The sequence below is a fragment of the Amycolatopsis sp. NBC_00355 genome (assembly GCF_036104975.1).
Taxonomy (GTDB): Bacteria; Actinomycetota; Actinomycetes; order Mycobacteriales; family Pseudonocardiaceae; genus Amycolatopsis.
Genome location: NZ_CP107982.1, coordinates 3,280,141 through 3,298,644, shown reverse-complemented (window position 1 = coordinate 3,298,644; position 18,504 = coordinate 3,280,141). Strand labels below are relative to the sequence as shown.

Here is an 18,504-nt window from a genome sequence, read left to right as displayed (position 1 = left end):
GGCACTTTCACGTGAAAGTGCCGGGCCGTGGTCAGCAGTGGCCGAGGTCGGCCCACTGCGCGGTAAGGCCGGGCTCGGAGCCCTGCGTCCACCAGTTCGCCTGCCAGAGGTGGCTGTTGTGCTTGACCCGCTGACCGCCGAGGTAGACGGTGCCCCAGTCCCACTCCGCCGCGCTGGAGCAGTTCGCCGGCTGGGTCGGCGTGGTCGGGGTCGTCGGTGTGGTGGGTGTCGTCGGGGTGGTCGTCGGCGGCGGGCTGGTCGGCGTGGTGCAGTTGCCGGAGCCGACCGTGTCGACGTGCGCGGTGCCCGCGCCGCGGTAGGTCGAGGCCTGTGCGACCGCGGCGGCGGGGGTGACGACCTGATTGCCCGCGTAGTAGGTCCAGTCCACCTGCTCGGTGTAGGTGCTGGTGCCGCTCGTGTGGCCGGCCGTGTCGATGAACCACATGTTGTAGTTGATCGACATCGGCGTGCGCGGGTACACCGGGTCGCCCTGGGCGTCGGTGGTGTGGTCCGCGGTGAGCACGCCGTCGAGGTAGTACTTCACGTGCCCGCCGGAGACCTGCGTGACGATGTCGTGCCAGCCGTCGAAGCTGCGGTTCTGCGCGGTGGAGGTGCGCAGGCCGTCCCAGGTCGGGTTGTTCCAGTAGGTGTACCAGGACGTCTGGTAGTTGGCGGTCGAGCCGCCCCAGCCGCCGTTGGGCAGGTACTCGGAGAAGTCGAGCTCGCTGTAGAGCGGGTCGCGGTCGTACCGCAGCGGCGAGATCGTGAAGTAGGTTTCGTTGACGTGGTCGCCGTCCGTGCCGCTGGCCGGCGCGTCGGTGAACTTCACGCGGCTGGCGTAGGTGCCTTCCTGGAACCGCAGCTGGTTCTGGTACATCTCCGCGTGGGTGGTGCCGTTCGCGCTGCCGTCGGTGGAAGCGTTGAGCTGCGCCACTTTCTCCCCGTTGACGGTGGGGAAGCTGATGTTGCCCGTCAGCCAGCGCGCGCCGGGCACGCCGGGGCTGCCGACGTCGTTGCGGGTGGTCCAGCCGGCCGCGCCGAAGGCGGAGTCGGTGGGGGAGGCGTAGTGGAAGTCGTCGAACAGGACGCCGCAGGCGGCTGCGGCGGTGGTGGCGGGGGCGGCGGCCGGGCTGGCGTCGGCGCCGTGGGCGAGCACGAGCACGGCCGCCGTGGCCGTCGCGGCGGCGAGCGCCGCGGCGGTCTTGGCCGGTTTCCGGGGGGACATGGGTGGTGTCTCTCCTCTCGGGGGAGGTGCCTCGAAGAGCGGACAGATTGGTCTAGACGAATTCGCCTCAGTAGCGTGAGGCTTACCATTGGTAAAGTCAAGGAGTTACCAGTGGTAAGTTCCCGATCCGGGCCGAGGGCGACACAATGACTGCCGTGCGGACCTACCTCGCGGCGCTGGCCGTCCTCGTCACCGTCGCCGGCTGTTCGACCCAGGTGCCGGGTTCGGCCCGGCCGTCGGGGGACGGCTTTGTCGTCGAGGGCGCGCAGCTGCGCTTCCGGCCGGTCCTGGCGGAGCTGGAGCCCTCGCCCACGACCGGTTCGGCAGCGGATCGGCAGAGCACCGATCCCGCGGCGCAGCAGGCCGCGGCGCGGGCGCTCGACTGCGCCCAGGGCGCCCCGGATCCGCTGGCGGGCAAGGACGATCCGGCGTTGCCGCTCGTCAGCTGTGACCGCGCGAAGGGCACGAAGTACGTGCTCGGCCCGGTGTTCCTCACCGGCGCCGACGTCGGCTGGGTCGACGCCACGGTCGATCCGCAGACGGGGAGGCCGGTGATCGGGATCCGGTTCACCGCGGCGGGCACCAGGACGTGGGCCGGCTGGACCGGCGGGAACGTCGGCAAGCAGGTGGCGATGGTGCTCCAGAGCCGGGTGCTCACGGCGCCGCAGATCCAGTCCGCCATCACCGGCGGCGAAACGCAGATCTCGGGAGCGTTCACCCTGCCCGAAGCACGGCAACTGGCCCGCGACATCGCCGGCGGCTAATGGCCGGCCCTCAGGGCGGCCGGACCGCTTCGATCTCGACGTCGCTCACCAGCGCTTCGACCAGGAGCGGGGACCCGGCGACCTTGGTGGCCCACAGGTCGTAGTCGGTGCACAGGCACCATGAGCGGTCCTCGGCCCGGAAGTCGGACGGGCTGAAGCCGGTTTCGGGGTTGTCGTACAGGATCCCGGCGTCGCCGAGGTTTCCTGCCCGCACATGGAGCTTCTCGAACTCGGTGGTCCCGAGCGTCAGCGGGCTGTAGTAGGCCAGGCAGCGGGTTTCCGGGCCCGCGGGACTGTGCTCGGTGAGGATGCCGATCAGCCGCGTCCAGGTCTCGCGGTCGAGACTCCCCTCGGTGGGCGGAACGATGCCGAGCGGCCGGCTGCCGTCCTTCTTGGCCGAGGGGAAGCACCGGTGCGAGGGCAGCAGCCCGTCCGGGACGACGGGGTCGCCGGTGCGCCGGGCGAGCTCCGCCCAGCGCAGCCGCCGCCACCCGGGGCCGGGATGCTCCGCGCGGCCCAGTCCGCCTCCGGTCACCGTGCTCCCGGCTTCGAGGTCGACACCGTTGACGGTGTGGGGCCGGACGCTTCCGTCCGCGATACGTGCCCGGCGGTATTCCTGGTAGGACATCCCGGCCGGCCCGTCCTCGTGCTCGTACATCGCGTTGAGCACCCAGGCCGCGTCCGGCATCGGCGGCGGCATGAAGCCGGTCAGGCCGTCGCCGCACAGTTCCCGCAACCAGTCCGTCGTGCCGGACGCCGCGAGCGGCCACCGCATCGGCTGAGCCTCAGCAGGTGGGGCGTGTGACGGCTTCCGTGCACGCTTCGACGTTCGTCGTGTTCGTGACCTGCTGCAGCAGCGTGTAGAGCGTCTCGCGCTGGTCCTCGTCGAGGCCGCTGAACACCTCGTCCTCGACCGCGGCGAGCGCGAACTCCGCGCGTGCCAGCAGCTTCGCGCCGACGTCGGTGAGCTCGACGATGTGCCGGCGGCGGTCGACCGGGGAGCGGCGGCGCTCGACCAGGTTTTCCGCCTCGAGCTCGTTGAGCAGCCCGACGACGTTCGTGCCGTCGATCGCCAGGATCTTCGCCAGGTCCTGCTGTGAGCTGCCGCGCTGGTCGCGCAGCACCGTCAGGGCGATCAGGTGACGTGGTCGCAGCCCGAGCGGGGTCAGCACGGACTCGCTGCGCAACCGCAGGCGGCGGGCGAGCTGGTCGAGCAGCGCGCCGCAGCGGTGGGGCGGCTGGTTGACGACCGGCAGCGAGGTCATCTGCCCAGTATATGGCCACGCGGATGATCGATGTGCTATTAATGGTTTGTCTAACACCAACGATCGATGGACGGCAAACAACATGGCGCATCTCCTGCACATCGACTCGAGCATCACCGGCGAGGCTTCGGTGAGCCGCAGGCTCAGCGCGCGGGCCGCGGCCGCGTGGCGGGCCGCCCACCCCGACGGCACGGTGACCTACCGCGACCTGGGGGAGAACCCGCTGCCGCACCTCGACGCGGCGAGCGGGACGGCCCGCGCGGTCCCGCCGGAGCAGCACACCCCCGCGCAGGCGGCGTCGTGGGCGCTGACCAGGGAACTCGTCGGCGAGATCCAGGCGGCCGACACCGTGCTGCTGGGCCTGCCGCTCTACAACTTCGGCCCGCCGAGCAGCGTCAAGACGTGGGTCGACCACCTCATCGCGCCCGGGCTCTCGGTCGACCACGCGACGATGTCCGGCCTGCTCGGCGGCCGTGAGTTCATCGTGCTGGCCAGCCGCGGCGGCGGTTACGGCGAAGGCACGCCCCGCGCCGGCTGGGACCACGCCGAGGCGTGGCTGCCGCACGGCCTCTCGCTGACCGGCCTGGAGCCGCGGTTCGTCACCGCCGAGCTGACGCTGGCGCACGTGAACCCGGCGATGGCGGAGCTCATCCCGCTGGCCGACGCCAGTCTCGCGACGGCCGAGCGCACCATCGACGAGCTGTGGGCGACCGCACGGGTCTGACGTGACCTGCCTTCCTCACCGGCGTCGGGGGCCGGTGAGGAGGGCTTTCACGAGGCGGCGGGGCCCAGGTCGAGCAGCTGCTCGAGAAAGCCGCCGATCTCGCGTTCGCGGTCGACGAGGTGGACTTCCAGAATCCAGTGCGACGTCTGGCCGTTCCGGTCCGGCCGCCGCATCGGCTGGTCGCTGCCCGGCGCGATGTAGGACGCGATCTTGGCGCCGTCGATCGTCTCGTGCGGGAACCGGCCGACCAGGTGCCCGGCGATCTCGCCGCCGAACTCCCAGCCCGCCTCGTGCGCCAGCTGGACCATGTGCGCGTACAGCTGCTCGCCGGTGATGTCGGGCAGGGCGTCGAAATACGCGCGCCCGGCGTCGAACACCTTCGGCAAGGCGTCGCGCAACGCGTGCTTGACCGGATCGTCGCCCAGCACGAACGTGCGGCCGAAGTCGGCTTCCCAGTCCTCGAAGATCGGCCCGAAGTCGGCGAAGGCGATGTCGTCTTCGCCGAGCACGCGGTCCGGCGGGTTCTCGCGGTAGGGGCGCAGCGTGTTGACGCCGGCGCGGACGATCCGCTTGTGCCAGTAGCGGCGGATGCCGAGCAGGTCCCCGGCCAGGTCGCGGATCGCGTCGCTCGCCTCGGTCTCGCGCACGCCCGGCGCGAGGATCCCGCGCTCCTCGACCGCGGCGAACAGCTCGACCGCCTTCGCCTGCGCGTCCAGCAGCCGCTCGGCCCGCAGCGCTTCGTCCTCGACCACGTCGCCCATGGGCCGACGGTAGCAAGTCACCCCGGGTTCGCGGGTGCTGCACGGCGTGCCGCCGGCGTGACGCAGGTGCGGTGATCCGGCCGCACGCCGTACCGCACCACCCGTTGGTGTGGCGCTCCTTCCGGGGGCGTGACCAGCGAAAAGGTCGTAGCCTGACGCCGTTCACAGCCCGGCTAACCCGTTAGGACGGCCATGCGTCTCTCCACCCGCAACCAGCTCACCGGCACCGTTTCGGCCGTCAAACCGGGCGCGGTGATGTCCGTGGTGACCGTCGAGCTCGACGGCGGCCAGCAGGTCGTCGCGTCGATCACGAAGGACGCCACCGAGGAGCTGGAGCTGGCGCCGGGCAAGCCGGTGACCGTGCTCGTGAAGTCCACGGAGGTCATGCTCGGCGTCGAGTGACGTCCTCCTTACGGGTGGTTCCCGGACGGGTGGCATGATGCGTGACTCGAACAGTGGCACCCGGGCCGAGGAAGGTCAGGTTTGAGCGCGCACACCTCCCAGATGGACGACCTCCGGCTGGTCGCGCAGCCCAGCGCGCTGCCGGTGACGGACCTGTTCGTCCGGCTGATTCTCACCGACTGGTCCTTGAAGCCGATGTTGGAACAGGTCACGGCCACGGCGAGACGCCTGGTCGAGGCCGTCATCAACGCCGGCGACCCCAAGGCACCCGCCTTCGTCACCCTGCGGCTGCGGCTGACCGCCGAGGTCCTGCTGGTGGAGGTGGACGACACCCTGCCCCACCTGCCGGCGCCCCAGGCCCGGCCCGGCGAGCGCATCGGCGTCGACCCGGCACCCGGCGGCGGCCGCACCACCTGGTGCGAGCTGCCGCTGCCGGGCGGGATGACCGCGAAACAGGTGCGCCTGCCGCGGCGCGGCGACCGCCGCACCCTGGTCGACGAGCCGGTCTCCGGTGACCCGGTGGCGGCGGACCCGCAGGTCCTCGAGCGGCTGCTCACCCGGCTGAGCGGCTGGTCCGGCGACAGCTGAGCGCCGGCTCTCCCGCCGCGGTCGCCGCTCGGCCCTGAGGTCGACATCGCAGCGAGCCGCGTCCACGCCGTCGAAGGCCAGTCGTTCGTCGTCGCGCCGTGCGGGGTGGTCGGGCGCCCGCGGCCAGGACGTGTTCTGCGACACCGAAACCGAGCGGCAGCTGCTCGCCCGCCTCTACGGGCCGGAGGGCCGTGAGCTCGCCGAGCCGAGCCCGAGACCGAAGAGGGCTTGCTGTTCGCCGATCCGGACTTGTCGCTGATCGCCATCGCGAAGCCGGCCGCCGACACGGTCGGGCACCGCGGGTCGTCCACGCGCCGGCCGCGGAGCCGGCAGCCGCGGAGCTGGTGATACTGGACAGGTGAAAGCCCATCCCGTGCTCGTCGTGCTCTACGACGGCGTCCGCCTTCTCGACGTCTCCGGTCCGCTGGAGGTGTTCGCCGAGGCCAACGAGCACGGCGGGCGGTACGAGCTGCGGACGGCGTCGCCCGGCGGCGCGGACGTCCGCGCCAACACGGGCACGCGCCTCGGCGCCGACCTCGACCTGGCGGCGGCCGACCCGCGCGGGGCGACCGTGCTGGTGCCCGGCGGCCCGGAGTGGGTCCGCACGATCGCCGACACGGAGCTGGTGGCCCAGATCCGCCGCCTCGCCGACGGCGCGAGCCGGACGGCGTCGGTGTGCGCGGGCGCGTTCGCCCTGGCCGCGGCGGGCGTCCTGGACGGCCGCCGCGCGACGACGCACTGGGACCTGACCGGTCAGCTGGCCCGCCGCTTCCCGCTGGTCCACGTCGACACCGACGCGATCTTCGTCAAGGACGGCCCGGTGATCACCTCGGCCGGCGTCACCTCGGGCATCGACCTGACGCTGGCGCTGGTCGAGGAGGACCTCGGCCCGGAGATCGCGCGGCTGGTGGCCAAGCACCTGGTGGTGTTCCTGCAGCGGCCGGGCGGGCAGTCTCAGTTCAGCGTCCGCCTGGAGACGGGCCGCCCGCGCAACGAGGTGCTGCGGGGCCTGCTGGACGCCGTCGCGGCGAACCCGTCGGCGCCGCACACGCTCGGTGACATGGCGGCCCACGCGGGGGTCAGCGTCCGGCACCTGACGCGGCTGTTCCGTGAGGAGCTGGGGCGGACGCCGGCCCGGTTCGTCGAGCAGATCCGCCTGGAGTTCGCCCAGCAGCAGCTGGAAGGCACGGTGGATCCGCTGGACGTGGTGGCCCGCCGGTCCGGTTTCGGCTCGGTGGAGACGCTGCGGCGGGCCTTCGCGCGTGGCCTGGGCGTGACGCCGAGCGACTACCGGTCCCGGTTCCGGACCACGGGCATTTCCTGAACGTTCCGGCCGCCTTGTCCGTGGTTCCCGGTAGGGGGCATCGACGTGAGGAGGCCGGCCGTCGTGCGGATCGTGATCGCCGAGGACGACGCACTGCTGCGGGAAGGGCTCGTGCTGCTGCTGCGCAGCGCCGGGTTCGTCGTCGCCGCGGCCGTCGACCACCCCGACGACCTGCTCGCCGCCGTGGGGGACGCGGCGCCCGATCTGGCCGTGGTCGACGTGCGGATGCCGCCCACCTTCACCGACGAAGGCCTGCGCGCCGCGCTCGAGGCGCGCCGGCGGGTGCCGGGCCTGGCGATCCTCGCGCTCTCGGCGTTCGTCGAGGACGGCTATGCGGGCGACCTCCTGGCCGCGGGCGGCGGCGGAGCCGGTTACCTGCTCAAGGAGCGCGTCGGAAAGGCCGACGAGTTCCTCGACGCGCTCCGCCGGGTCGCGGCCGGCGGCACGGTCCTGGACCGCGACGTGGTCGCCCTGCAGCTGGACCGGCGGCGGCCCGGCGACCCGGTCACCACGCTCACGGCGCGCGAACGCGAGGTCGTCGCGCTGCTCGCCGAAGGCCATTCGGTCCCGGCGATCGGCCGGCTGCTCGGCATCGGTACCGACGCGGCGCGGCAGCACGCCGGGGACGTCAGCGCGAAGCTGCGCGTCCCCGACGAGGCCCAGGCGATGCTCGGCTACCTGCGGGCGTGAAGGCGGGGCTTCCCCGGCGGTGCCTCAGCTGCTTGCGTGCGTGAGGGCCAGGACCTCGGCCTGCTTCTCCCGGTACCGCGCCACGTTCGCCAGCTTGACGTCCTCGTAGCCGCGCACCAGGTCGGGCAGCTCGGCCAGCGCCAGGACCTGCGCGAGGTCGACGTCGTCGGCCCGGAACGCGCGCAGCACCACGCCGCGGTACTCCTCGACCAGCTCGCGCTCCACCCGGCGCACCTCGGCGCGGCCGAACGGGTCGAACTTCGTCCCGCGCAGCCGGCGCAGCGCGTGCAGCAGCCGGAACGCCGGGCGGAACCACGGGCCGAGGCTGATCTTGCGCTTCATGCCGAGCGCGCGCAGCACCGGCGGGTGCAGCCGGTACGCGAACCGCGTCCCGGTGCCGAACTGCGCCTCGAGGTCCGCCGCGAACGCCGGGTCGAGCGACAGACGGGCGACCTCGTACTCGTCCTTGTAGGCCATCAGCTTGTACAGGTGCTTCGCCACGGCCTCGGTGACCGCCGTCGGCCCGTCCTCCAGCACCCGCACCTGCTCGACGTACTCCGCGTACGTGCGGGCGTAGGCCGCGTCCTGGTAGGCGACCAGGTCCGGGATCCGGATGTCGAGCAGCCGCGCCAGTTCCGACCCGGGCTCGGCGTGCACCAGCGCGCGCACGGCCGGGGCGGCGGGCTTCGGTGTCGGGGCGGGCGCCGGAGCCAGGGCGGCCTCCAGCGCGGCCGGGTCGGCTACGAGCTGGCGGCCGCGGCGGAAGGCCTGCAGGTTCGCGGCCACCGCGGTGCCGTTCAGCTCGATCGCCCGCTCGATCACCGCGACGGGCAGCCCGATCACGCCGGTCTGGAAGGCCGCGCCGAGCTGCAGGACGTTCGCGAACTGGTCGTCGTCGAACAGCCTCTCGGCCAGGCCGCGCGCGTCCAGGGAGACCGTGCGCGCCGCCGCGGCTTCCAGTGGTGCGAGGACACTTCCGGGGCTGGGGAACGCCACCGTCGTGTCGACGACCATCCGGCCGGTCGGCACCTCGGTGGTCGACACGACCGCCGTCGTGCGCGCCGGGTCGGCCACGCTCAGATTCGTCGCGTCCGCGCCGACGAGCGCGTCGCACGCCAGGTAGAGGTCGCACTCCGCCGTGGCGAGCTTCGGGGCCTGGTCGACCGGCTCGGCCGTCACCTTCAGGTCGGACACCACGGCGCCGCCCTTCTGCGCCAGGCCGGTCTGGTCCAGCGTGCGGACGTGCCGGCCGTCGAGCACCGCGGCCGTCGCGAGGATCTGCGTCACGGTGACGACACCGGTGCCGCCGATGCCGGTGATCCGCACGGTGAAGTCCGGGGACGGCGCCGAGGCGGGCGCGGGCACGGCGTCGGCGGCCAGCTCGCCGAGCTTGCGGTGCTGCTTGCGGCCGGTCGGCACGACGGTGACGAACGACGGGCAGTCGCCGGCCAGGCAGGAGTAGTCGACGTTGCAGGACGACTGGTGGATCGTGGTCTTGCGGCCGAACTCGGTGGCCACCGGCTGCACGGACAGGCAGTTCGACTTGGTGCCGCAGTCGCCGCAGCCCTCGCAGACGCGCTCGTTGATCACCACGCGCGTCGCGGGCGTCTCCTGCTTGCCCCGGCGGCGTTTGCGCCGCTTCTCCGCCGCGCACTCCTGCTCGTGGATCAGCACGGTGACGCCGCGGACGGCGGCCAGTTCCTCTTGTGTGCGCAGGAGTTCGGTGCGGTCGCGGACCTCGACGCCGGCGGGCAGCTTCCGGCGGCGCAGGGGCCCGGGCGCGTCACTGGTGATCACGACCTGCTTCGCGCCCTCGACGAGCAGCAGTTCGGCGACCTTCTCCACCGGCAGCCCGCCGACCGCGTCCTGGCCGCCGGTCATCGCCACGGCCGAGTTGTAGAGCAGCTTGTAGGTGATGTTGACGCCGGCCGCGACGGCCGCGCGCACGGCGAGGCTGCCGGAGTGGGTGAACGTGCCGTCGCCGATGTTCTGCACGAAGTGCTCGGCCTCGACGAAGGGCGCCATGCCGATCCACTGGGTACCCTCGCCGCCCATCTGCGTCACGCCGAGGACGGTGCCGACCTGGTCGGGTTCCATGAACAGGGCCATCGTGTGGCAGCCGATGCCGCCGCCGACGAGGGTGCCCTCCGGGACCTTCGTGGACGAGTTGTGCGGGCAGCCGGAGCAGAAGTACGGCGTGCGCGCGAGCAGCGGCACGGAGATGCGCTCGCGGCGGCGCCGGCCGCGCCAGGCCTCGACCGACGGGATCTCGTGGTGCGCGGCGAGCCGCCGGGCCAGGCCGGTCGCGACGACGTCCGGGTCCAGCTCGCCCAGCTCGGTGAACAGCGTGCGGCCGTCGGCGTCCTTCTTGCCGTGGACGGCGGGCGCGCCGGACGCGCCGTAGAGGACGTCCTTCAGCGCGGCCTCGATGAACGACCGCTTCTCCTCGACGACGATGATCTCGTCGAGCCCGTCGGCGAACTCGCGGACGATCGACGGCTCCAGCGGGTGGATCGCACCCAGCTTGAGGACACGGATGCCGTGCCGGTGCAGGGCTTCCTCGTCCAGGCCGAGGGTGCGCAGCGCCTGCTGGACGTCCAGAGAGGACTTCCCGGCCGAGACGATGCCGATCCGGTCGGCCGGGCCGCGCGTGGTGATCCGGTTGAGGCCGCTCAGGCGCAGGTACTCGACGGCCAGCGGCAGCCGCACGGTGAAGAGGCTGCGTTCCAGCGCGGCGAGGCTCGCGCCGAGCAGCTTCGACGTCGGGGCGTGCCGGTACGCACCGTCGAGTTCCGGCGCGGTCCACCCGGGACTGACCCGGGCGGTGCCGGACGCGTCGGCGACGTTCGTGACGAGCTTCAGCGACGACCACAGGCCGCTGGCGCGGGACAGCTCGACCGCGTGCATCCCGAAGTCGAGGACGTCCTGCGAGTCGGCCGGGTACAGGATCGGGATGGCCAGATCGGCGAGCGTGAGCTCGGACGCGCAGGGGATCGTCGAGGACTTGGCGTTCGGGTCGTCGCCGACCAGCGCGACCGCGCCGCCGCGGGGGTCGGTGCCGGCCAGGTTGGCGTGGCGCAGGGCGTCGGACGCGCGGTCGAGGCCGGGCGCCTTGCCGTACCAGTACCCGGTGACGCCGCGCTGCCCTCCGGCGCCCGCGACCAGCTGGCTGCCCATCACCGACGTCGCGGCCAGCTCTTCGTTCAGCCCGGGCCGGTGCACGACGGCGTGCTTCTCCAGCAGCGTCGCGCGGCGGCCCAGCTCGAGGTCGTACCCGGCCAGCGGCGAGCCCTCGTAGCCGGAGACGAACACGGCGGGGTCGCCACCGCGGGCGCGGTCGTGGCGGACGCGGTCGAACAGCAATCGCACCAGGGCCTGCACCCCGGTGAGGTGCACGGTTCCCGCCTCCCGCAGATAGCGGTCCTCCAGCGTGAACGTCTCCACAGCGCGACTCCCTTCGCCCTCGCGGCTGTGCTCGGGCGCACAGTGCGGTGCGGGCCACAGCACACGCTATCGGCCCCGCACGCAACAGCCGACGCGGGATCACCGCCTCTCACGCAAACTTCGGCACTCGTGATCGACGATTGGCCCCGATTTTTGCGCGGAGTTACGCTCGCCCGCATGACCGAAGAGCCGCTCGACGCGACCGACCACGAGATCCTCGGGCTGCTGCGCGAGGACGCGCGGCGGACACTGTCGGACATCGCCGGCCGGGTCACGTTGTCGACGGCCGCGGTCAAGCGCCGGATCGACCGCCTCCGCGAGACGGGGGTGATCACCGGCTTCACGGTCCAGGTCGACCACGCGAAGCTGGGCTGGGGCATCGAGGCGTTCACCGAGCTGCGGTTCGTCGGCAACACGAAGGTCGCCGAAATCCTCCGCACCACGACGAGGATGCCGGAGGCCCAGGCCGTGTTCACGATCGCGGGCGATCCGGACGCGCTGGTGTGGCTGCGTGTCCGGGACATGGCCCACCTCCAGAAGACGATCGACGAGATCCGCCGCCACCACCAGATCACCGGCACGAAGACCTTGATCGCGCTGGAGTCCTGGTCCCGTGGGCACTAGCGTCACGCTCTCGCGGCGGCCGGACCTCGCCGCCGCGACCTACGCCATCCCGTACCCGCCGGGTTCGCCGCGGTTCATGGAAGGCAGCCTCGCGAGCCTGCTGGTGCGCGGCCGCCGGGTGGCGCGCCGGTGGCCGCACCTGGTCGTGGCGCTCCTGCAGGACGACCGGCCGGTGGCGCGCGGGGTGATGGTGCCCTTCCGCGGCCGCGAGCCGTTCCCGGCCCGCGGCTGGGACGAAGTGGCGGTCTGGGCCGCCGAAGACGCCCTCGACGACGTCACCCCGGACACCGCCGGCGCCCTGGAGATCGCCGTGCACCCGGAGCACCAGGGCCGCGGCCACTCCGCCACGGTGCTGAGGGCGATGCGCGAGGCGGTCGCCGCGGCCGGGCTGACGTCGCTCGTGATCCCGGTCCGCCCGCCGGACAAGGCCGACGTCCCGGCGACGCCGATGGCGGACTACGCCGCCGTGACCCGGCCGGACGGCCTGCCCGCCGACCGCTGGCTGCGCACCCACGTCCGCGCGGGCGGGCGCATCGAGGCGATCGCGCCGTGCTCGGCGACCGTCCAGGCGCCGCTCGCCGACTGGCGGCGCTGGACCGGCCTGCCGTTCGACCGCGACGGAGTAGTGACGGTCCCCGGCGCGCTCGCGCCCGTGTTCGTGTCGACCGCCCAGGACTTCGCCGTCTACGTCGAGCCCAACGTCTGGGTCTCGCACCGCGTCGCCTGACGCCCAGCCGCACGCCCGACACTGCCTAATCGCCCAGCAGCACGCCCGAGTCGCGCTCCCGTTGCAGGAAGAACTCCGGCCATTCGAGCGCGCCCGGCGGTGCCTCCAACGCGGTCGCCCGGCGGCGCATCTCGGTCAGGAAGTCCGTGTCCAGCACCGTCTGGGCCGAGATGGGCTCGCGCAGCAGGGTGCTGGCCGGGCCTTCGTACAGGTACGCGTCCACGCCGGGATAGCCCTTCGTGCCCGGCGGGAAGTCGCGGTCCAGCGGGAAGTACGACGAATCCAGCCGGCCCAGCCACGAGTTCTTCAGCGTGGTCAGCGACGGCCACGAGCCCAGCTGCCTTTCCAGCCGCGCGTTGTCCTTCACGAACCCGCTGTGGTCCGCGACGACGAACGCGCTGCCCGGGTACTCCTGCTCCAGCCGGCCGACCGCGCTGCCCGTGTTGTGCGTCAGGTGCCCGAGTCCGAACAGCAGCAACGCTTTCCGGTGTTCTTGCAGCACCTGTGTCTTGAGGACGGACACGATCGCCGGGTCGCGGTCCTCGAACGGCGTGAAGTCCGCCGGGTGGCGGATCCTGCTCCAGTCGACCGGCGGATCGCAGGCCAGCACCCGGATCTTCGCCGCGGCCGGCAGTGTCGTGTTGACCTGCCGGACCAGCGGGAACAGCTGCTCGTAGAACGTCGAGAACCCGCAGCTGGGCTGGGTCGTGTTGCGCCACACCGCCCGGACGTCGGCGATCGGGACGTCGGCGCCGGCGATGTAGGCGTCCAGGATCGGCTGGTACAAGGAGTTCCCGCACTCCACGGCGATGTCGTTCACCTTGCCGGGCAGGCGCGGGTCGCGGATGAGGTCGAGCAGGAAGTTCCCGACGTCCGGGCTGGATTTGGCGACGAGCGCGTGGTCGTCGAAGGCGGCCAGCAGGGCGCCGGCGGGGTCCGGTGACGACCGCGAGTGATCGGCCGTGGCCGATGTGGCCGGCGTGACCAGCAGGCCCATGGCCGCGAGCACGGCCAGGAAGATACGCATGAACGGCTCCTCGGAGCGATGAAGTTCCCCCACTGTCTTACGTCTGTAAGACAACTCGGCCAGCATCCAGCCGCGCCCGAGCCGTTGTCAAGGGCGTCCCGCGATCGTGTCAGTGCCGGAAGGCCTCCGCGAGCCACCACGAACCGCCGTCGTCGGCGATCTTCGCGTCGATGACCAGGGGCGCGTCGCGTGGTCCGGCGAGCCAGTCCTTCACCGCGAAGAGGTCCTCCGCCGACCGGACGGTGACGCCGGCGCAGCCGAACCCGCGGCCGATGGCGGCGACGTCGGAGTCGGGGAACCGGACGGTGGTCATGTCGGCGTCGCCGAAGTGGTGGACCTCCGCGCCGTACGCGGCGTCGTTGTACACGATCACGACCAGCGGCAGGCGCAGCCGGACCGCGGTGTCCAGTTCGGACAGTGCCATGTGGAACCCGCCGTCGCCGGTGCCGAGCACCGGCAGCCGGTCCGGGCGGGCGAGCGCGGCGCCGATCGCCGTGCCCAGCCCCAGGCCGACGCTCTGGAACGCCTGGGTGAAGCAGAACCCCAGCTCGTCGGGGACCGAGAGGTACGCACTCGGGTAACCCATGAAGTTGCCGGAGTCGATCGAGACGATCCGCTCGGCGGGCAGCAGGTCGTCCAGGAGCTTGCTGAGCGTCCGCGGGTCGATCCGGCCGCCGCGGGACAGGTCGTCGTGCTCGACGTCGTTCCAGCGCCCGGTCGCCGCGATCCGGCCGGCGACGTCTTCGGTCCGGTAGCCCACCGCCTGGTGGTCGCCGAGTTCGCTCAGGACGTCTTCGGCGGTGCAGCCGGCGTCGCCGACGGTGCCGAGGTCGATCGGCCGGTGCGCCCCGAGCGCGCCCTGCTCGAGGTCGACCTGGACCAGCTTCGCGTGCGGGCTGAGCAGCGTCCCGTGGCGGGTGGTCCACATGTTCAGCGCGCAGCCCCACCCGACGACGAGGTCGGCGCCGACGATCAGCTCCGCGGCCGCCGGTGAGGCGAACCCGCCCGAGATGCCCAGCGCGAACGGGTCGTCGTGGAAGAGGCCGTGTGCGACGGCCGACGTCGCCAGGAGCGCTCCGCTGCGCGAAGCCAGCTCCCGCAGCGGTTCCCGGCTCCCGCGGGCGCCGCGCCCGGCGACGAACACCGGCCGTTCGGCGGCGATCAGGAGGTCCGCCAGGTCGGCCGCCGCGCCGATGTCGGGGCGCATCGGGGCCGGTCCGGAGATCGACGGCAGCACGTCCGGCAGGCCGGGCGCGGCCTGCGCCTGGACGTCGAGCGGCAGGTTCAGCACCACCGTCCGGCGCTGCTGCCGGGCCGTCCGGAAGGCCCGCACGGTGTCGGCGACCGCGGTCGCGGCGGAGTGCACCCGCTCGGGCACCGCGCCGACCGACGCGGCCAGCGCGTCCTGGTCGATCCGGAAGTTCGACAGCACCGACGAGCCCGCGGAGTCGGCGGTCAGCACGAGCATCGGCGTCCGGCTCTTGGCCGCCTCGGTGATCCCGGTGACGGCGTTGCTCAGCCCGCAGCCCTGGTGCAGCGACAGCACCGAGACCTTCCCGCTGATCCGCGCGTAGGCGTCGGCCATGCTCGCCGCGCCGCCCTCGTGGCGGGCCGCGACGAACCGGACGCCGCCCGCGCGCAGCGCGTTGGTGACCTCGAAGTTCCCGCTGCCCACCACGCCGAACGCCGTCCCGGCGCCGAGGCCGGCCAGGGTGCGGCCGACGAGTTCGGCGACGTTCACCGCTCCACCAGGGCCAGCACGCGCGCCGGGCTGCCGGAACCGCCGACGATCGGCAGCGGGGAGACGATCAGCAGCACGCCGGCCGGCGGCAGCGACGCGAGGTTCCGCAGCTGCGTCAAGCCGTGTTTCCCGGCGCCCAGCAGCAGATCGTGGCAGGGGAACATCGGCTCGAGCCCGGGCGCCTGGCCCGCGTCGGTGCCGACGGTCTCCACGCCGAACCCGGTGATCGGGGCCTCCTCGGCGAGCCACCGCGCGCACTCCGCGGAGACGCCGGGGGTGTGCGAGCCGGTCTCGTCGGCGTTGAGGAACTCGTCCTGGTTCCCGCTGCGCGTGTCCCAGCCCGTGCGGTAGAGCAGCCAGCCGCCGGCCGGCAGCGGCCCGTGGTCGGCCGTCCACGACGTCACGTCGTCGACCGAGAGCAGGAAGTCCGGGTCCTCGGCCGCCCGCGCCGAGAAGTCGAGCACGACCGCCGGCGCGACGAGCGTCTTCAGCGGCACCTGCGAGACGTCGTGGCCGTCCTTTCCGGACACCCAGTGCACCGGCGCGTCGAGGTGGGTGCCGGTGTGCTCGCCGGTGTGGATGTCGTTCCAGTACCACCGCGGGCCGCGCTCGTCGTAGCGGCTGATCTCCTCGAGGCGGAACGGGATGGTGTTGGCGAAGGGTTCGGGCAGCCGGAGGATCGGCGTGCTCGAGCTCAGCGGGGCGGTGAGGTCGACGATCTCGACCGCCCCCGAGGTGATCGCCTGGCCCAGTCCGTCCAACAACGACATGCCTGCCTCCCGGTGCGGGTGAACGTCTCGTCCGAGACCCTATGCCGGTAGCCCGGTCCTTGACAGGGCCGCGGATCCGGTGTTGTCTTAATGTCGTAGGACAGTAGGAGGGTGTGGGGTGATCGAGTTCGTCCTGGACGGCCGCTCGCGGGTCGCCACGTACATGCAGCTCGTCCTGCAGGTGAAACAGGCGCTGCGCGTCGGCCTGCTCCGGGACGGTGACCAGCTGCCGAAGGTGCGTGAAGTGGCGCAGGCGCTGGCGATCAACCCGAACACGGTGCTCAAGGCCTACCGGGAGCTGGTGCTGGAGGGGCTCGCGGAGGGCAAGCCGGGAGTGGGCACGTTCGTCACCGGCACCCTCGCCGGGCCGTCGCTGGGGTTCCAGGCGCGGTTGCGCGAGGAGCTGGTGGCCTGGCTGGAGCGCGCGGAAGAGGCGGGGATGTCGGGCGACGACATCAGCGCGCTGATCGACACGACGATACGCGGCAGCACGCCGCCGTTCGACCAATCGAAGCTGTAGTGACCCCGAGGGGAGTCCGACGATGGAGCTGGCGGTGGAGGCCAGGGCGCTGGGCAAGCGCTACGGGCGCAGCTGGGCGCTGCAGGACTGCGCGCTGACACTGCCCGCCGGGCGGATCGCCGCGCTGGTCGGCCCGAACGGCGCGGGCAAGTCCACGCTGCTGCACCTGGCCGTCGGGCTGCTGCGGCCCGACGCGGGGGAGGTGCGCGTCTTCGGCCGCGATCCGCGTGAGGGCCCCGCGGTGCTCGCCGACATCGGGTTCGTCGCGCAGGACACCCCGGTGTACCGGGACTTCACCGCGGCGGAGCTGGTCACCATGGGCGGCAAGCTGAACCGCCACCGGTGGGACGCCGCGCTGGCCCGCGAGCGGCTCGCCGCGCTCGGCATCCCGCCGGACAAGGCCGTCGGCAAGCTGTCGGGCGGCCAGCGGGCGCAGGTCGCGCTGGCGCTCGCCCTGGCCAAGCGTCCGCGGCTGCTGCTGCTCGACGAGCCCATCGCGAGCCTCGATCCGTTGGCGCGCCGCGAGTTCATGCAGGCGCTGATGGGCGCGGTGGCCGAAAGCGAGACCACGGTACTGCTGTCCTCGCACCTGCTGGCCGACCTCGAACGCAGCTGTGACTACCTGATCGTCCTGCAGTCCTCCCGCGTCCAGCTGACCGGCGCGGTGGACGAGCTCCTCGACGCGCACCGCACGCTCACCGGTCCACGCGCCGGCAGCGAGTCCATCGGCGGGGTCGCGGAAGTCGTCCGCGCCAGCCACACCGACCGCCAGTCGACGCTGCTGGTCCGCCGCGGCACCGGCCCGATCGATCCACTGTGGACGGAACACGAAGTGACCCTGGAGGACCTGGTGCTCGCCCACCTCGCCGCGGCCGGACCCCGCGTCGCCCCGTCGGCCTGGGAGGTGCCGGCATGATCTGGCTGACCTGGCGCCAATACCGCAGGCAAGCTTATTTCACCCTCACCGTCCTCGTGGCGCTCGCCGCGATCATGGTCCCGACCGGCCTGGCGATGCACACGAAGTTCGTGGACTCGGGTCTGGCCGCCTGCCGCGCCGCGCTCGGCAAGGCGCCGATGATCACGCAGACGGACTCGGTGGCGAACTGCGACAGCCTCGCCCACCAGTTCCAGCAGCAGTTCGGCGGCCTGGTGTTCGTCGCCGTCCTGTTCGTGATCCTGCCGGTGCTGGTCGGCGTGTTCTTCGGCGCGCCGCTGATCGCCCGTGAGGTCGAGCAGGGCACCCACCGTCTGGTGTGGACACAGGGCGTGAGCCGGCAGCACTGGGCGCTGGTCAAGTTCGGGCTGGTCGGCGGGATCACCGCGGTCCTGGCCGTCGGGTACGTGCTGGGCGTGTCGTGGTGGTTCGAGCCGCTGGTCGCCGCGACCGGGCGGCTGGGCTACTTCGCCTTCGACGTCCAGGGTGTCGTCCCGATCGCGTACACGCTGTTCGCCCTCGCACTGGGGATCTTCGCCGGGACGTACTGGACGAAGGTGCTGCCCGCCATGGGAATCTCGCTCGTCGGCTACGCGGTCGTCCGGGTCGCGATCGAGGCCTTCGCCCGGCCGCGGTACCTGCCGGCGCAGACCCTCACGTTCGCGCCGGACAGCAACCAGACCCCGAACACCGCGGCGGGCGACTGGGTGATGGACCAGGGCGTCCGCAACGCGGCGGGCGACATGGTCCTGCCCGACGCCCAGATCGGCCCCTGCGGAGCCGAGGGGTGCGGCACCGGTGGTGCCGGCCCGGGCGCCTACAACTGGGTGCAGTTCCAGCCGGGGGACCGGTTCTGGACGTTCCAGGGCATCGAGACGGGCGTCTTCGCGGTGCTGACGGCGGCGTTGGTCTTTTTCGCGATCCGGCGAGTGCGTGTGCTCGCCTGACGGTCGTGGGCGCGCGCTGCTCGGTTG

At 72.5% G+C, this 18,504-nt stretch carries 19 protein-coding genes; 11 read left to right on the top strand and 8 right to left on the bottom strand.

The genetic code is table 11. The annotated features are described in order from the left end of the window. Positions 1–31: 31 nt before the first annotated feature. Complete coding sequence (locus OHS18_RS14020; protein ID WP_328617337.1) at positions 32–1,225, bottom strand: carbohydrate-binding protein; 1,194 nt, start codon at positions 1,223–1,225, stop codon at positions 32–34. Between the two features lie 155 nt (positions 1,226–1,380). On the opposite strand from OHS18_RS14020, the gene OHS18_RS14015 reads away from it, so the two are divergent. Next, complete coding sequence (locus tag OHS18_RS14015; protein ID WP_328617336.1) at positions 1,381–1,989, top strand: SecDF P1 head subdomain-containing protein; 609 nt, start codon at positions 1,381–1,383, stop codon at positions 1,987–1,989. A gap of 10 nt (positions 1,990–1,999) precedes the next feature. Here the strand turns inward: OHS18_RS14015 and OHS18_RS14010 are convergent, their stop codons facing one another. Further along, on the bottom strand, positions 2,000–2,764 hold the full coding sequence (locus tag OHS18_RS14010; RefSeq protein WP_328617335.1) for a hypothetical protein: 765 nt from the start codon (positions 2,762–2,764) through the stop codon (positions 2,000–2,002). A gap of 10 nt (positions 2,765–2,774) precedes the next feature. Beyond that, on the bottom strand, positions 2,775–3,254 hold the full coding sequence (locus tag OHS18_RS14005) for a MarR family winged helix-turn-helix transcriptional regulator (protein WP_328617334.1): 480 nt from the start codon (positions 3,252–3,254) through the stop codon (positions 2,775–2,777). A gap of 82 nt (positions 3,255–3,336) precedes the next feature. Here OHS18_RS14005 and OHS18_RS14000 point away from each other — a divergent pair, with 82 nt between their 5' ends. Next, a complete protein-coding gene (locus tag OHS18_RS14000) occupies positions 3,337–3,978 on the top strand; it encodes an FMN-dependent NADH-azoreductase (protein WP_328452670.1) in 642 nt (213 codons plus the stop codon). A 47-nt stretch (positions 3,979–4,025) separates the two neighbouring features. On the opposite strand, the gene OHS18_RS13995 is transcribed toward OHS18_RS14000, so the two are convergent. Beyond that, a complete protein-coding gene (locus tag OHS18_RS13995; RefSeq protein ID WP_328452672.1) occupies positions 4,026–4,739 on the bottom strand; it encodes a M24 family metallopeptidase in 714 nt (237 codons plus the stop codon). Positions 4,740–4,931: 192 nt separating this feature from the next. Here OHS18_RS13995 and OHS18_RS13990 point away from each other — a divergent pair, with 192 nt between their 5' ends. The 4 genes from OHS18_RS13990 (at position 4,932) to OHS18_RS13975 (ending at position 7,743) form a co-directional block, all read left to right on the top strand. Further along, positions 4,932–5,141: a TOBE domain-containing protein gene (locus tag OHS18_RS13990; RefSeq protein WP_328452674.1), complete on the top strand. Its 210-nt coding sequence runs from the start codon at positions 4,932–4,934 to the stop codon at positions 5,139–5,141. 81 nt (positions 5,142–5,222) lie between these two features. Then, on the top strand, positions 5,223–5,729 hold the full coding sequence (locus OHS18_RS13985) for an ATP-binding protein (protein WP_328452676.1): 507 nt from the start codon (positions 5,223–5,225) through the stop codon (positions 5,727–5,729). 358 nt (positions 5,730–6,087) lie between these two features. Beyond that, positions 6,088–7,053: a GlxA family transcriptional regulator gene (locus tag OHS18_RS13980; protein WP_328617333.1), complete on the top strand. Its 966-nt coding sequence runs from the start codon at positions 6,088–6,090 to the stop codon at positions 7,051–7,053. 63 nt (positions 7,054–7,116) lie between these two features. Beyond that, positions 7,117–7,743, top strand: a complete 627-nt coding sequence (locus OHS18_RS13975; RefSeq protein ID WP_328452680.1) for a response regulator — start codon at positions 7,117–7,119, stop codon at positions 7,741–7,743. 24 nt (positions 7,744–7,767) lie between these two features. Here the strand turns inward: OHS18_RS13975 and OHS18_RS13970 are convergent, their stop codons facing one another. After that, entirely contained in the window at positions 7,768–11,187 is a 3,420-nt protein-coding gene (locus OHS18_RS13970) for an indolepyruvate ferredoxin oxidoreductase family protein (RefSeq protein ID WP_442875378.1), read from the bottom strand. 177 nt (positions 11,188–11,364) lie between these two features. On the opposite strand from OHS18_RS13970, the gene OHS18_RS13965 reads away from it, so the two are divergent. Both OHS18_RS13965 and OHS18_RS13960 read left to right on the top strand, forming a co-directional pair. Then, positions 11,365–11,811, top strand: a complete 447-nt coding sequence (locus tag OHS18_RS13965; RefSeq protein WP_328452682.1) for an Lrp/AsnC family transcriptional regulator — start codon at positions 11,365–11,367, stop codon at positions 11,809–11,811. Continuing rightward, a complete protein-coding gene (locus tag OHS18_RS13960) occupies positions 11,801–12,538 on the top strand; it encodes a hypothetical protein (protein ID WP_328617332.1) in 738 nt (245 codons plus the stop codon). The genes OHS18_RS13965 and OHS18_RS13960 overlap by 11 nt, the downstream gene beginning before the upstream one ends. 25 nt (positions 12,539–12,563) lie before the next feature. On the opposite strand, the gene OHS18_RS13955 is transcribed toward OHS18_RS13960, so the two are convergent. From OHS18_RS13955 to OHS18_RS13945, 3 genes are all read right to left on the bottom strand, one after another. Further along, a complete protein-coding gene (locus tag OHS18_RS13955; RefSeq protein WP_328617331.1) occupies positions 12,564–13,565 on the bottom strand; it encodes a hypothetical protein in 1,002 nt (333 codons plus the stop codon). 109 nt (positions 13,566–13,674) lie between these two features. After that, a complete protein-coding gene (locus OHS18_RS13950; RefSeq protein WP_328617330.1) occupies positions 13,675–15,306 on the bottom strand; it encodes a thiamine pyrophosphate-binding protein in 1,632 nt (543 codons plus the stop codon). Then, positions 15,303–16,076 (bottom strand): cyclase family protein, encoded by a 774-nt coding sequence (locus tag OHS18_RS13945; RefSeq protein WP_328617329.1) that lies wholly within the window; start codon positions 16,074–16,076, stop codon positions 15,303–15,305. The genes OHS18_RS13950 and OHS18_RS13945 overlap by 4 nt, the downstream gene beginning before the upstream one ends. A gap of 118 nt (positions 16,077–16,194) precedes the next feature. Here OHS18_RS13945 and OHS18_RS13940 point away from each other — a divergent pair, with 118 nt between their 5' ends. From OHS18_RS13940 to OHS18_RS13930, 3 genes are read left to right on the top strand one after another with little or no spacing between them, the layout of a single operon-like run. Further along, the gene (locus tag OHS18_RS13940) at positions 16,195–16,596 is read left to right on the top strand and encodes a GntR family transcriptional regulator (protein ID WP_328617328.1); all 402 of its coding nucleotides are present in this window, start codon (positions 16,195–16,197) and stop codon (positions 16,594–16,596) included. Between the two features lie 22 nt (positions 16,597–16,618). After that, entirely contained in the window at positions 16,619–17,512 is an 894-nt protein-coding gene (locus OHS18_RS13935) for an ABC transporter ATP-binding protein (protein WP_328617327.1), read from the top strand. Continuing rightward, entirely contained in the window at positions 17,509–18,477 is a 969-nt protein-coding gene (locus OHS18_RS13930) for an ABC transporter permease (protein ID WP_328617326.1), read from the top strand. The genes OHS18_RS13935 and OHS18_RS13930 overlap by 4 nt, the downstream gene beginning before the upstream one ends. The last annotated feature ends 27 nt before the right edge of the window (positions 18,478–18,504 follow it).

What these genes read in the sequence shown, in the direction of transcription:
- OHS18_RS13990 (WP_328452674.1), top strand. Translation starts at nt 4,932, where the DNA reads ATGCGTCTCTCCACCCGCAACCAGCTCACCGGCACCGTTTCGGCCGTC.
- OHS18_RS13935 (WP_328617327.1), top strand. Translation starts at nt 16,619, where the DNA reads ATGGAGCTGGCGGTGGAGGCCAGGGCGCTGGGCAAGCGCTACGGGCGC.
- OHS18_RS14010 (WP_328617335.1), bottom strand. Translation starts at nt 2,764, where the DNA reads ATGCGGTGGCCGCTCGCGGCGTCCGGCACGACGGACTGGTTGCGGGAA.
- OHS18_RS14020 (WP_328617337.1), bottom strand. Translation starts at nt 1,225, where the DNA reads ATGTCCCCCCGGAAACCGGCCAAGACCGCCGCGGCGCTCGCCGCCGCG.
- OHS18_RS13945 (WP_328617329.1), bottom strand. Translation starts at nt 16,076, where the DNA reads ATGTCGTTGTTGGACGGACTGGGCCAGGCGATCACCTCGGGGGCGGTC.
- OHS18_RS13930 (WP_328617326.1), top strand. Translation starts at nt 17,509, where the DNA reads ATGATCTGGCTGACCTGGCGCCAATACCGCAGGCAAGCTTATTTCACC.
- OHS18_RS13955 (WP_328617331.1), bottom strand. Translation starts at nt 13,565, where the DNA reads ATGCGTATCTTCCTGGCCGTGCTCGCGGCCATGGGCCTGCTGGTCACG.
- OHS18_RS14000 (WP_328452670.1), top strand. Translation starts at nt 3,337, where the DNA reads ATGGCGCATCTCCTGCACATCGACTCGAGCATCACCGGCGAGGCTTCG.
- OHS18_RS13995 (WP_328452672.1), bottom strand. Translation starts at nt 4,739, where the DNA reads ATGGGCGACGTGGTCGAGGACGAAGCGCTGCGGGCCGAGCGGCTGCTG.
- OHS18_RS14005 (WP_328617334.1), bottom strand. Translation starts at nt 3,254, where the DNA reads ATGACCTCGCTGCCGGTCGTCAACCAGCCGCCCCACCGCTGCGGCGCG.
- OHS18_RS13965 (WP_328452682.1), top strand. Translation starts at nt 11,365, where the DNA reads ATGACCGAAGAGCCGCTCGACGCGACCGACCACGAGATCCTCGGGCTG.